This window comes from Thermodesulfobacteriota bacterium (assembly GCA_040754335.1).
Classification (GTDB): Bacteria; Desulfobacterota_D; UBA1144; order Nemesobacterales; family UBA2774; genus 2-12-FULL-53-21.
On record JBFMCV010000001.1, the window covers coordinates 434,040 to 447,418 of the forward strand.

Here is a 13,379-nt window from a genome sequence, read left to right on the forward strand (position 1 = left end):
GCCTTACTGGTCGACTATCTCTTCTAACTGCCTGAGGAGGTTCCGGGAGAATATCACCCAGTCCTCCCATGCCTCCATATATTCCTTATCCTCTTCGACCCTCTTCAAGAGCTTGAACCCTATGTTCGTGTCCTCGACCTGAAACACCTCGTCCCCTTCGAGCTTCTGCCTCAGGATGTCCACGTATCTTTTGAGCAGCCTGAGCTTTTCGTCGCTCCCCTCCCTGAACTCGGCTATGAAATAGCCCCTGGACTGGGCGGTCGGCATCTGCATTATGTTGCTCTCCTGAAAGTAAATCCCCTTGTTCAGGGTCTCGGCCTTCATCGAAATGAATAACTCCATATATCACTCACACGCGGGCAAATTCAACTCTATTGTATTTTCATCCGGCTCGGGATGTCAAGACTATTTATCATAAGAATATATTGATTTGAATCACTTGTGGACGGATAATTATCATGATATAACGGTGCCGCAATGAAAAAGCTGCAGGATAAAGTCGCTGTCATAACCGGAGGCACGGGAGGTCTCGGAAAGGCCGTGGTTTCCCTGTTTCTCGCGGAGGGTGCATACGTTCTCAGCACTTACATCGACGACGCCGAGCTCGAGGGGTGCCTGGGCCTGAGGGACGAGTACAAGTCGAGGGTCGTTTTCGGCAAGGCGAACGTCACGAAGGCTTCCAATGTCGCAAACGTAGCTCAGAAGACCATAGAGAAGTTCTCGCGCATAGATATTCTCGTGAATCTGGTCGGCGGCTTCGCTCAGTCCCCGCTCGCAGATACGGACGAAGAGGCCTGGGACACTATGATGAACACGAATCTGAAATCCGCGTTCCTCACTTCGAGGAGCGTCATCCCCCATATGATAAAACAGGGCCGGGGGAGCATCGTGAACATCGCATCCCGTCCCGCGCTCAAGGGCTCTCCCGGTCTCGCGGCATACGGCGCGTCCAAGGCGGGAGTGCTCAACCTCACGCAGTCCATGGCCGAGGAGCTGAAAGAGCACAACATAAACGTAAACGCAGTAATCCCGGGGACGATAAACACTCCGGCCAACAGGATGATAATGCCTGACGCCGACTTCAGCAAATGGGTGGACCCCGAAGATATAGCGAAGGTCATCGCGTTCCTCTGCTCCGACGACGCGCGGGCCGTAAGCGGCGCCGCTATACCGGTGTACGGAAAGTCCTGAGTGAGGTCTGCATCTCGTCTGTAGAAATCAGCCTGAGACGTCAGACATATCAGTAAATATGTAATCGAGGAGTTTCTGACCGAAATCGGAAGCCGTCTTTATATCGTCCCTCGATATATCGACGTTGTTAAGGTACTGGAGCCTGAGGACATCCCCATCCGCGTATTCGGGGATCAGGCACCCGAAGAAAAATCCTAGCCCCCGCGCAGCCGAGGCGACGTAGCCCGCCCCCTTCTGACGTAGCGGAATATCGACGTATATGCAATCGAACCTCTCGTGCGCGAGATGCTTCAGCTGGAACTGTATCTCCTTCACCGTCATCCTCCCCGCCCTGTCTATATGAATGATGGCCTGGTTGTGGTCGTGCCTGATTGAAACAGTAGTGCGGCCGTTCTGCTTTCCTTTGTAACCCGTCTCCTCGTCCTCTACCGTCAATTTTCTATCGAACCCGATGCGTCCGTATATTCCGGCGATAATTTCCTTGTAAACTTGAGGGACATAGACCGTCTCTCCGGCGCTCCCCGTTACGGGGGTGAACATCATCGCCACCGACTGCCGTCTCGGCCTCTCCGACTCCGAAATATTGCGGAACGAGACCGTTCCCGGGCTGTATCCGAGGAGGAACCCGGTCTCCCTCCCGCCGAGCTCTATACTCCCCTTCTGGCTGTAAGGATGCACCGTGACGGCCTCCCCGTAGATGCCGGCCACGTTCATTGAAGCGACACGGTCGATGAGATAATTTTTCATCATCTGGAATATGCCCCTCCCCCTGTATCGGGGGTCTACGACCGCTTCGCCCGACTCCGCGACCCTGGCTCCGGGCTTACTGAATATGAACCCCACGTGCCCGATGATTTGTTGAGCGCTGTTGTAAGCCGCGGCGGACAGCATGATCCCTGACGCTAGCCGCGCCTCTATCTGCTCGGGGTAATACATGAATTCGTTCGCGTACGTATAGCCGTAGCATTTGTAAACGAGCCTCACGAGCTCGTGAATTTTATCCATGTCCAGCATGCCGACCGTGATCTTCTCGCCGGCCGGAGCCTCCTTCGCTTTCACGTGCTCGTGGTGCTCCGATATGTCCATGACGCTCCTGATGTCCGTCGCGGGCAGGTTCTTCACTATCTCCGTCCTGTTTCCCCCGGTGCCGAGCGTCGCGAAATGCACCTCGTCCGCGTAATGCCGCGTGAGGTACGAGCCGAACCTCTTTTCCTCACCCCGCTCGAGCTTCTCGTAATCGAACGGCAGCCCCTTGTCTTCTATCGCGACGACGAGCGCGTGGAGACGTTTCGATATAATGACGTCGATCGGTTTCGTCCTCTCCCCTTCGAATCCGAATTTCACGATGTTGTCTATAATATCGACGAGCACCTTGTCCAGTTTCTCGGTATCTCTCCTGCCTATGCCGCACGACTCCGCGATGTCGGCGACCATGTCCGAGAGAGCGACGATGATGGGTTTCTCAGGCAGTATCGAAACTCGCGCCAAATCAATGTCTATATTTTTCACTTCGGGCAATTCTGGGCTCATGCTGGTGTCGGCTCCGGTGGCTGGCTATTTTTTCGAAGGCCTGTAAATGTGGGTGCTGCTTCCGTCGAACGCTTCGGCTGCTTCCATAAGGGTCTCCGAGAGAGTCGGGTGAGGGTGTATGCTCAGGGCGATGTCGTATGAGAGCGCCCCCATTTCGACGGCCAGCACTCCTTCCGCGATTAGCTCTCCCGCGCCTGCTCCCGCTATGCCTACGCCGAGGACGCGGCTGGTCTCAGACTCGATTATGAGCTTCGTAACGCCGTCCTGCCTCCCGAGAGTGGCGGCCCTCCCAGACGCCCCCCAGGGGAACCTCGCGACCGATACGGCTATCTTCCTTTCTTTCGCCTCGGTTTCAGTGAGGCCGCACCACGCGATCTCTGGGTCGGTGAATACAACTGCGGGTATGGCGTTCGGCGTGAACGCCGACCTCTTCCCGGCGATGACTTCCGCAGCGACCCTCCCCTCGTGGGTCGCCTTGTGGGCGAGCATCGGCTCGCCAGCCACGTCCCCTATCGCGAATATATTCGGCTCGGCGGTCCTCCTCTCCCCGTCAACGCGTATAAAGCCCTTTCCGTCCGTTTCAACGTTCGTGTTCTCGAGTCCAAGTCCTTCCGAGTTAGGCTTCCTGCCCACCGAAACGAGCACCTTGTCGAAGGCCATTTCGGTCTTTTCCTTCCCTCCCCTTTCGAGCTCGACGAGGAGCCCGTTCCCGATCTCCTTTACGCCGACGACCTTGGTATCGAGCATTATGTCCTTGTAAATTTCTTCCGACCTTTTTTGAAGCACCCTCACGAGGTCCCTGTCCACGCCGGGCATGAGCCCCCCTGTCATCTCGACGACGGACACCTCCGTGCCTAAAGCGGAGTAGACCGTGCCAAGCTCGAGCCCAATATACCCTCCCCCGACTACGAGCAACGTCTTTGGTATATCGGGGAGGTCGAGCGCTGACGTGGAATCGAGAATGTTACCGGACGCGCCGAGGCCCGGGATAACAGCAGGGCGCGAGCCCGTCGCAATCACCGCGTTCTCGAATTTCAGTGACTCTGTTCCACCCTCATTGGTTTTAATTTCGAGAGTGTGTGAATCGATGAACCTCGCCCTGCCCTTTATGTATTTGATCTTCCTCTGCTTCGCGAGCTGTCCGAGTCCCCCGACGAGCTTACCGACCACTTCGTCCTTCCATTCCCTGAGCCGCGATATATCGACTGCGGGCTTTTCAAAAGTGATGCCGAAACGGGACGCCTCCCCGGCCTCGGTTATGACCTTGGCCGCATGGAGGAGCGCCTTCGATGGTATGCATCCCCTGTAAAGGCACACGCCGCCCGGATTCGTCTCCGGGTCGATAACCGTTACGTCTAGGCCGAGGTCTGCCGCGAGGAACGCCGCCGGATACCCCCCCGGCCCGGCCCCGATTACCGCTACCTGTGTTTTATTTTCTTCCGTCATATAGGTTTAAAATATTTCTGTGACAAAAACATAAAACACACTACGTGTGTGCCTGTCAGCCCTCGAGAGAGAGCTTGAAGGGCTCTTCTAACACCTCGACGATCCATCTCAGGAACCTCACGGCGTCCGCCCCGTCGATGAGACGGTGGTCGTATGAAAGAGAGAGCGGGAGCATGAGCCTCGGCTGGAGCTGTCCCTCGATATACACGGGCTCGAGAGACGCCCTCGATACGCCGAGTATCGCGACCTCGGGCGAATTTATCACGGGCGTGAAATACGTCCCTCCTATCCCTCCGAGGTTCGTTATAGTGAACGTCCCTCCCTGAAGCTCCTCGACAGTTATTTTTTTCGTCCTCGCTTTTTCGGACAGCACGCGGAGATCGACCGAGAGTTCCTCTATGTTCTTCCTGTCGGCGTCCTTTATGACGGGGACGAGAAGCCCCCTGTCCGTATCTACGGCGACCCCGATGTTGTAGTATTTCTTGTACACGATCTCGCCCTTCCCCATGTCGATCGAGGCGTTAAACTGCGGGAATAGCTTGAGCGCGGATGAAACGGCCTTGAGGAGGATCGAGGTCATGGTGAGCTTGCCGCCCAGGCTCTCGACTTCCTTCCCGTAATGCTTCCTCAGTTTTTCGAGCTCCGTTATGTCGGCCTTGTCGTGCTGCGTTACGTGGGGGGCTTTCCATGCCTCGCTCAGGCGCTCCGCCGTGAGCCTCCTCACCCTCGTCATCGCTACCCGCTCTGTCTCGCCGTACTTGTCGGCTGACGGAGCGGCTTCCGGAGAGGGTGCCTTTTCTTCGGCCTCTCTTGCTTCAGGCGCGGGCTCGGCTTCCTCTGGAGCCTCCTTCATCCTGGGAACCTTTAAGTCCTTTTCCGTAATGCGCCCGCCCGGCCCCGTGCCCTTGACCCTCGTTATGTCTATCCCCATCTCCCGCGCCTTTCTCCTCACGGTAGGCGATGCAGGGACGATCTGCGCGGCCGTCTCCTCTCTTCTTTCGATCTCTTTTGCCTTTTCAACCTTCTTCTCCTGAGCCGGTATTCTTTCAGCCTTCTTTGCGGGTTCTTCTTTTCTCGGTGCGGCTTCTTTTACTTCTTCTTTCTTCTCCGCTCCTTCCGTAGGCTCCTCTTTCTTTGCGGGTTCCATAGCCTCGTATTCAACTTTTTTCGGCGGCGCCTCTTTTTTTACTGCTTTTACTTCAGCCGCCTTTTCTACTTCACCCGCGCCGTCCTCGATCGTGACGAGGAGCTGGCCTATCTTTATCGTCTCCCCTTCCTTCACGTGCACCCCTTTGATCACGCCCGCGGAGGGCGAAGGTATCTCGAGCGCGGCCTTGTCCGTCTCGAGCTCCATGAGCGCCTGCTCTTTCTCGACTTTATCGCCGGGCGATACGTACACCCTCACCACGTCCCCCGTCTCAATGTCCTCGCCCAGGTCGGGCAGTCTGAATTCGATGGCCATGCTATATATGCCTCAAAGTATAGTCACTATTTTTATAACATATTCCTGTATAGATTCTAAATGCAAAAAAGGTAGATGTTGATTAGTCGAAGCGGGACATTTTGTCATTCCCGAATAACGGTTCTGAATGTGTGCAAGAACCGGTCGCCCTCGATTAATTGCACGTAAGCATCTTTATTCTGACGCATTTGTATCACAAGCCAAAACGAATCGGGAATCCATTTCTTTAATCTTGCATCTTGTATCCTGAATCTTGAATCCTGTTTGTAGGAGCGGCTTCCAGCCGCGATTTCTTTCTATCCCCTCCTTTTTTCAAGGAGGGGGTTAAAAATCATTTCCCCCTTTGGAAAAGGGGAACAATTCCGAGCAAGCAAGGAATTTGTCGGAGTTGATTAAAAGCAAAGAAGTCCCATAATCGAAGTGACACGGTATTTGAAACCGGAGTAAGGGGGATTTATTTTTCAATCTTTCATCCTGAACTGCGGTTCTGAGCTAGCGTAAGAACCGGACGCCAGTGGTTGAATCAAATGATGTAACTTTTGTCTGCTCATTCGTATATCAAAACAAAATATTCAGCGTCTCGTCTTTGCCTTTCCTTGTATGAAACAAAAATACCGGAAATGCATTCAAGCAATCAGCGGGTTCGCCTTCCCCGGATTGATGTCGAGGTCCTTTATCGCTTTCTCGACCACGTCCGTCGCTATCTTCTTCTCCCACGTGAGCGACGCGAGCACTGCGAGCGTCACGTACCTCCAGTCGACCTCGAAAAAGTCCCTGAGCGCCTTCCTGCTCGCGCTCCTTCCGAAGCCGTCCGTGCCTAAAGACACGAGCGGGCGCGGGAGCCACTGCGAGATAGAATCGGGCAGAGCCATCACGTAATCGGACGCCGCGACGAAAACGCCCGGCGCGTCTTTTACGCACCGGCTTATATAAGGCACCCTTTTTATCTCCGAAGGATGGAGCATGTTCCACCGCTCGTTCTCGCATCCGTCCCTGTAGAGCTCCTTGTAGCTCGTTACGCTCCACACGTCCGCTGCGACCCCGTACTTCTCCCCGAGCACTACCTGTGCCTTCAGCACCTCGTTGAGTATCGTCCCGCTCCCGAAGAGCTGCGCATGTAGCTCCGCATCCTTGAGCCCGGACTCCCTGAATTTATACATCCCCTTCAATATCCCCTCCCTCGCGCCTTCGGGCATCGGAGGCTGTGTGTAAGGCTCGTTCATTACGGTCAGGTAATAGAATATGTTCTCCTGGTTCACGTACATCCGCCTTAAGCCTTCCTCGATGATGACGGCGATCTCGTATGCGTACGCGGGGTCGTACGCCTTGAGATTCGGCACGGGGTATGCGAGCAGGTGGCTGTGCCCGTCCTGGTGCTGGAGCCCCTCGCCCGCGAGCGTCGTCCTCCCCGATGTGCCGCCAACCATGAAGCCCTTCGCCCTCGAGTCCCCCGCCGCCCATACGAGGTCGCCCACCCTCTGGAAGCCGAACATCGAGTAGAAGATGAAAAAAGGTATCATGTTGATGCCGTGCGTGGCGTACGCCGTGCCGGCCGCTATGAACGACGACATGGAGCCCGCCTCCGTTATCCCTTCTTCCAATATCTGCCCGTCCCTCGCCTCCTTGTAGAAGAGAAGCGTCGCGGCGTCGACAGGCTCGTAGAGCTGGCCCACGTGCGAGTATATCCCGACCTGCCGGAAAAGAGACTCCATGCCGAACGTGCGGGCTTCGTCGGGCACTATCGGCACAATGTACTTCCCTACGTTCTTGTCCTTGAGGAGCTTCGACAGCATGCGGACTATAGCCATCGTCGTCGCGACGGGCCTCTCGCCCGAGCCCTTGTGGAACTCCTCGAATATCGTCGGCGAAGGCGGCTCCAGCGGCTCGCAATTGACCTCTCTCTTCGGCAGATAACCTCCAAGCTCGCGTCTCCGCTCCTGGAGATACTTTATCTCCGGGCTGTCGTCGGGCGGCCTGTAGAACGGCGCGCTTACGACCTGCTCGTCGGACAAGGGTATGCCGAACCTCGTCCTGAATTCCTTAAGCTCGTCCTCGTTCAGCTTCTTCTGCTGGTGCGTTATGTTCCTGCCTTCCCCGGCCTCTCCGAGGCCGTAGCCCTTTATCGTCTTGGCCAGTATCACCGTGGGAGCGCCCTTATGCTCGACGGCGGCTTTATAGGCGGGGTAGATCTTTTCAGGATCGTGCCCTCCCCTCCTCAGCTTCACTAGCTCCTCGTCCGTGAGGTCTTTCACCATTTCGAGTAGCCTGGGGTCCGTCCCGAAAAAGTGCTTGCGTATGTAGTCCCCCGACTCGACCGTGTATTTCTGGTATTCCCCGTCGACGACCTCGCCCATGCGCTTGACGAGCACGCCGTCCTTGTCCTTGGCCAGGAGCGGGTCCCAGTTGCTTCCCCAGATGACTTTTATCACGTTCCACCCCGCCCCCCTGAATATCGCTTCGAGCTCCTGAATTATCTTGCCGTTTCCCCTCACTGGGCCGTCAAGGCGCTGGAGGTTGCAGTTGACGACGAATATGAGGTTGTCGAGCTTCTCCCTCGCCGCAAGCGTTATAGCGCCCAACGCCTCGGGCTCGTCGCACTCGCCGTCACCTAGGAATGCCCACACCTTTGCGTCCGAGGGCTCCTTGAACCCCCTGTCTTCGAGATAACGGTTAAACCTCGCCTGATAGATGGACATGATCGGGCTCAGCCCCATCGACACGGTCGGGAACTGCCAGAACCCCGGCATGAGCCACGGGTGCGGATAGGAAGGGAGCCCCCCGCCGGGCAGGAGCTCGCGCCTGAAGTTTTGCAGGTCCTCGATGGTGAGACGGCCTTCGAGAAAGGCCCTCGCGTATATTCCGGGCGAGGCGTGCCCCTGAAAATAGACGATGTCCCCCTCCTTGTTCCCGTTCTTAGCCCTAAGAAAATGGTTGAAAGCTACTTCGTAAAGTGCTGCCGCCGAAGCATAAGTTGAAATGTGGCCGCCGATTCCTTCCTCTATTCTGTTCGCCCTCACGACCATAGCCATCGCGTTCCACCTGATGATGCTCCTGATGATCCACTCCAGCCCCTGATCCCCCGGATACGGGGGCTGCATATCGACCGGGAACGTGTTTATATAGGGCGTGTTGGCGGTAAAGTACGTCTTCACCCCCTTTTTCTGTGCGTGTATCTGGAGGATTTTCAAGAGCTTGCTTACGCGCTCGGGCCCGCCTGTCTTGAGGACGTAATCGAGAGATTCCATCCACTCCCTGTTCTCGATCTCTTCGGGACTGAGCTTCTCTTTGTCGGTGTTTTCATCCATTGGTCAGACCCGGCCGGTTGAAGTAATTATAATGAAAAGAATAATGCACGCGCGCTCGTTAAGTCAACCGTTATAAATCGCTTCCTCTCCACAGCACCTTTTCTTTTTCCTCCCCCTTTGAGGGGGGAGGATGTAGGTGGGGGTGTACCTTAAAAATAAATCGGTCATTTCTTAATGCGTCAAAAATCTTTCAGGATTAAGGAACATATTCTTCTGTAGGAGCACCATCCTGGTGCGAAATTCTCGGCTGCGATCGCGGCTGGAAGCCGCTCCTACGAATATTTACAGTCTCGGAATCTCGTATTTTCCTTTACTCACTTCCTTATCATGAAATCCCCCCAAAAAAGAATTGACGCTCATTCCAATGAATATATAATAGTCCCTGCCATGGAAAAATTTGACCTCACAGTGATCGGATCGGGACCCGGCGGATACATCGCCGCGATAAGAGCGGCGCAGCTCGGAATGAAGGTAGCAGTCGTAGAAAGGGACAGGGCCGGAGGCGTCTGCCTCAACTGGGGCTGCATACCCTCCAAGTCCATAATCAAATGCGCAGAAGTCTACCAGTATTTCAAACATTCGGGAGAGTTCGGCATTGAACATAAAGGGCTTTCTTATGACTTCTCGAAGGTCATAGACAAGAGCCGGAACGCGTCCGATACCCTCACGAAAGGCGTCGAGTTCCTGTTCAAAAAAAATAAAGCCTCGCTCTTCAAGGGCGTCGGCAAACTGATTGCGAAAAACAAGGTCGGGGTCGTGCAGGAAAAGGGACAGATAGAGATAGACAGCGGCAAGATACTCATAGCCACGGGCTCAGTCCCCATGACCCTTCCCGGCCTCGAGATCGACGGCAAGCAGATAATGACGAGCGACGAGGCTATCTTCCACAGGGAGGTCCCGGATTCTGTAGTCGTCATAGGCGGAGGATATATAGGTTGTGAATTCGCATACGTCTACAACTCGTTCGGCAGCAAAGTGACCATTGTAGAAATGATGGACAGCCTTATTTGCGGGGCCGATGAAGAGGTGTCGAGGGAGCTCGAGAGGAGCTTTAAAAAGAAAGGCATTGAAGTGCTCACCTCCGCGAAGTTCAAAGAGGCTAAGAAAAAGAAAAGAGGCGTGGACGTAATCGTGGAAAAGTTAGCCGACAAGAGCGAGGCTGTGATAACCGCCTCGATGGTGCTGGTCGCCGTAGGCAGGCGTCCCGTGGCGAACGACGCCCCGACGTCGCTCAGCTACTACAAGAAGTCGGCTGACATAGGCCTGAGCGATCTCAGGATAGAGCTTGACGAAAGGGGATTCATAAAGACAGACGGCTCGTATATGACCACGTGCGACAACGTGTACGCGATAGGAGACGTTATCGGGCCGCCGCTCCTCGCTCACAAGGCGTCCGAGGAAGGCGTCACAGCGGTCGAGCTGATGGCCGGGCTTAAGAGCAAGGTCCACTACGACAACATCCCCGGCTGTGTCTACTGCCAGCCCGAGGTATCCATGTTGGGCATGACCGAGAAACAGGCGAAGGATAAGGGGATCGATTACTCCATCGGCAAGTTCCCGTTCAGGGCCGCCGGAAAAGCCGTAGGCACCGGCGAGACGGAAGGCTTCGTAAAGATAATCTCGGACAAATCCACTGGAGAGATTCTCGGCGCGCACATCATAGGCCACGGGGCTACAGAGCTTATAGCGGAGATAGCGGTCGGGAGGACATTGGAGACAACGCCTCTCGAGATAGCCATCACGTCCCACGCCCACCCCACCCTCTCCGAAGCCGTAATGGAAGCGGCCCTCGCCGCCCTCGGAAGAGCAAGGAATATATAACATATACCGGCTATATTCATTCCTTCCGCTTTTCTTCCCTCTCCCTACTGTGTGGGAGAGGACTATTTCGACGAATAGGAGAAATAGGTCGTTTTACCATGACGGCACTTGTGCCAATTAACTTTAGGCTCTTCGTTGAATAATCCAAATTAGGGTGAGGGCGTACTTTAATTTTCTGTCATTGCGAGGCTCCGAAGCCTTGCGCGAAGGAGCCGCGTCAATCTCCTGAAGAAAGCGAGATCCCCACCTTAAAATCCGTAGGAGCAGCTTCCAGCCGCGATTATGATCGCATCCGCCCTACCTCCTCTATCGAATCCCTCCCTTTGTATTCCCCCCCTCTCAATGTATGTTTATCTACCGAACCGGTGACATCACTATGCCGGTTAACCAGATTATGATATAATAAAATAATGAACACCTTTAAAGTCTACAAGCTCGGGACTGTCCCCTACGGAAAAGCGCTCGACCTCCAGCTGAAACTTCTCGAGATGAGAAAGAACGAAGAGATCGGGGACACTCTCCTTCTCCTGGAACACCCTCCCACGTTCACGATCGGACGCCGCGGCAATATGGGGAACCTCCTCGCCGCGAAGAGCCACCTAGAGAAAGCCGGCATCCATTTCGAGGTGATAAGCAGGGGCGGCGACATAACTTACCACGGCCCCGGCCAGCTCGTCGGATATCCTATAATGGACCTGAACGGCATGGGGAGGGACATCCACAAGTATCTGAGGAACCTCGAAGAGACGATCATAGTATCGCTCGGGAACTTCGGCATACGCGGAAGGAGGATCGAAGGCGTAACCGGCGTCTGGACGAAATGGCACAAGATTGCCTCGATCGGGGTCGGCGTCAGGAGGTGGGTCACATACCACGGCTTCGCGCTTAACGTGAATACCGACCTCTCCTACTTCGACATGATAGTTCCCTGCGGTATAGAAAACGTGCAGATGACTTCCATTCAGAGATGGCTCGGGAAAAAAGAATATATAGACATGCCGGATGTAGAGGATAGTATAATTAAAGCATTTTCTCAGGTATTTAACATAACCCACTCGAATACAACAACACTCTATAACAATTTCAGAGATAAAGACGTCGACTTCGACCTTCTCCTCGACATCGAGAAAAGGCTCGAGGCCAAGTCAGACCTGACCGCATGAAAATCCGGTGAACATTTGGCGCTGTTTTAGTGAGCTTTTGGCGCACACTCCCCCGGTTTACGGGATTATCTTCGACTGCTGCACCAGGTTCGAGATATTTATCAGGAACTCCTTCATGTCTTCCTGGAATATCGGGTCGTTGTAGTGCGGGTCCGAAAGCTCGGAGCGCTGGTATATGCTCTTGTAGGATTCCTTGACCGCGTCGAGCGCCTGATCGTAGTTCTCCAGCATGGCCCGCCGCCTGTCGAGCTCCTTGCTCCTGTCTATGACGAACGACCTCTTGAGCGCGTCCCTGCTTTCGCTGTCTTTGAGAAGCGTGTCGAGGAGCTTTATGTTCCGTTCATAGTTGTCGAGCTGCACATGATATATATCAGAGAACGCGTCCAGCAGCGCGAACGTCGCTTCGAGCCGGGGCTCGTTCTCGACTATCACTTCCTGAGGCGACTTCTGCACGTAGAAAGACGCGAAATAATCCTTCCATTTATTCACGGTGACGACGTCCTGCTCGTGCCCCCTCAGCTCCGCGACCTTCTCCGTTACATTCTCGTCCACGCCCGAGAACTGCGGGACGAACTGTACGTTGTCGAACGCGCCCTTGAGCTCGGACCTCTTCACTACGAGGTTGAGCGCACGGCTGAAGTCGAGCAGGGCCAGAGACGTCTGGTTAAACGCCTCGGCTTCGGATTTATACGGCGCGCACTTCTCCTTGTCGCTCGTGTACTGCGTCATCGGTGATGAAGCCGGCGTCTGACCCAGCTCCAATATTATGTTCTTGATCTCGGCGGTCGAGAGACACGTATCGTAGCTCCCTGTAAATACCGGGTCGTACGAGCCCGCAAACTGTCCCGTTCCGGTCCCGAAGTCCTCCACCGCCTGATAGTTCACACACCCTGTCGAAAGCCCGACTATTGCAGCTATCATGGATATACAAATCAGCTTGTTCAAACGCATTTCGCCTCCCTCCCTTGAAAGCGGAATTTCAGGTTTTGTAAGCTAATTTTAGTACCGTTTGTAATTAAAATACAGGAGTGACGAGACTTTCAGGAAAAAAGGTTAGCTCGATTACAGGTTATAAGTGTTGAGACTTTTTTTAGGCATATTCCTGGGTCCGCCCGCCTCATGATCCGGTGCTTCTTGAAGATCTTCGACAGGTGGTGTTTCACAGTTTTTTGTCGATGGATAAGCTCCGGGTCATCCCGTCCCGAACCGGACGATTCATTACAATAGGGTGATCACCGTATTTTAAATAGGGTGATTATGTATTTTTCATGCGCGAAATATAATGATCCGCGATGGATAGGTGTTTTAACGATCGGCACAGTTAATTAATTCAATTAGAAAAAACTGGAATTGAAAGTTTACGTTGTGATAGACTGTAGAATTATCGACCCTGCATCGCCTTTTTTGCTAATCGGCGGAGTACGATTAGGTAATACTCAAAAGTCTCGTCATACCGAGGTT

At 54.4% G+C, this 13,379-nt stretch carries 9 protein-coding genes; 3 read left to right on the forward strand and 6 right to left on the reverse strand.

The features are described 5' to 3' along the window. Positions 1-3 precede the first annotated feature (3 nt). Positions 4-342, reverse strand: a complete 339-nt coding sequence (locus tag AB1598_02090) for a hypothetical protein (GenBank protein MEW6143785.1) — start codon at positions 340-342, stop codon at positions 4-6. Positions 343-477: 135 nt separating this feature from the next. Between AB1598_02090 and AB1598_02095 the strand changes: the two genes are divergently transcribed. Continuing rightward, complete coding sequence (locus AB1598_02095) at positions 478-1,191, forward strand: SDR family NAD(P)-dependent oxidoreductase (protein ID MEW6143786.1); 714 nt, start codon at positions 478-480, stop codon at positions 1,189-1,191. A gap of 27 nt (positions 1,192-1,218) precedes the next feature. Here the strand turns inward: AB1598_02095 and AB1598_02100 are convergent, their stop codons facing one another. From AB1598_02100 to aceE, 4 genes are all read right to left on the reverse strand, one after another. Further along, positions 1,219-2,721, reverse strand: a complete 1,503-nt coding sequence (locus AB1598_02100; GenBank protein MEW6143787.1) for a GNAT family N-acetyltransferase — start codon at positions 2,719-2,721, stop codon at positions 1,219-1,221. Between the two features lie 24 nt (positions 2,722-2,745). After that, complete coding sequence (gene lpdA, locus AB1598_02105) at positions 2,746-4,167, reverse strand: dihydrolipoyl dehydrogenase (GenBank protein MEW6143788.1); 1,422 nt, start codon at positions 4,165-4,167, stop codon at positions 2,746-2,748. A 55-nt stretch (positions 4,168-4,222) separates the two neighbouring features. After that, positions 4,223-5,629 (reverse strand): 2-oxo acid dehydrogenase subunit E2, encoded by a 1,407-nt coding sequence (locus AB1598_02110; protein MEW6143789.1) that lies wholly within the window; start codon positions 5,627-5,629, stop codon positions 4,223-4,225. A 626-nt stretch (positions 5,630-6,255) separates the two neighbouring features. Continuing rightward, on the reverse strand, positions 6,256-8,934 hold the full coding sequence (aceE, locus tag AB1598_02115) for a pyruvate dehydrogenase (acetyl-transferring), homodimeric type (GenBank protein MEW6143790.1): 2,679 nt from the start codon (positions 8,932-8,934) through the stop codon (positions 6,256-6,258). Positions 8,935-9,321: 387 nt separating this feature from the next. On the opposite strand from aceE, the gene lpdA (AB1598_02120) reads away from it, so the two are divergent. Further along, a complete protein-coding gene (lpdA, locus tag AB1598_02120) occupies positions 9,322-10,755 on the forward strand; it encodes a dihydrolipoyl dehydrogenase (protein ID MEW6143791.1) in 1,434 nt (477 codons plus the stop codon). Between the two features lie 410 nt (positions 10,756-11,165). Beyond that, positions 11,166-11,918 (forward strand): lipoyl(octanoyl) transferase LipB, encoded by a 753-nt coding sequence (gene lipB, locus AB1598_02125; protein ID MEW6143792.1) that lies wholly within the window; start codon positions 11,166-11,168, stop codon positions 11,916-11,918. Between the two features lie 57 nt (positions 11,919-11,975). Here the strand turns inward: lipB and AB1598_02130 are convergent, their stop codons facing one another. Next, positions 11,976-12,863, reverse strand: coding sequence for a hypothetical protein (locus AB1598_02130; GenBank protein ID MEW6143793.1), 888 nt, complete (start codon positions 12,861-12,863; stop codon positions 11,976-11,978). Positions 12,864-13,379 lie beyond the last annotated feature (516 nt).